The 275-nt window shown below is 74.5% G+C and carries 1 pseudogene; it reads left to right on the top strand.

What is annotated here, in order from left to right:
• Positions 1-275 (top strand): annotated as a pseudogene (locus ACZ3HG_RS23575) (hypothetical protein); the annotation flags it as partial.

Here is a 275-nt window from a genome sequence, read left to right as displayed (position 1 = left end):
CCGGCGGACTCGCGTGCGACGGCGACGGCTTCACCCTGTTCGCCTCGATCCCGACCGGTGGATCGGCTTTCGCGACTCTCCGCACCCTCCTGGATCGCGCGCCGGACGAGCTCGCCGACCTCGTGGGGCGCGCCCACCGCGACTGGGTCCTCGGGTCTGTCGACCTCGACCGGCTTCCCCTGGTCCTGCCGCAGTTCCGCGGCAGTCCGCCGCCGCGCAAGGACGCCACCGCGCGCGGCGCGATCGCGGGGCTGCAGACCGACACGACCGTCGTC

It is taken from the genome of Erwinia sp. PME.40.26/001 (genome assembly GCF_055556675.1).
The sequence above is the reverse complement of the archived record's forward strand: the minus strand, read 5'-3'. Positions and strand labels throughout refer to the sequence as shown.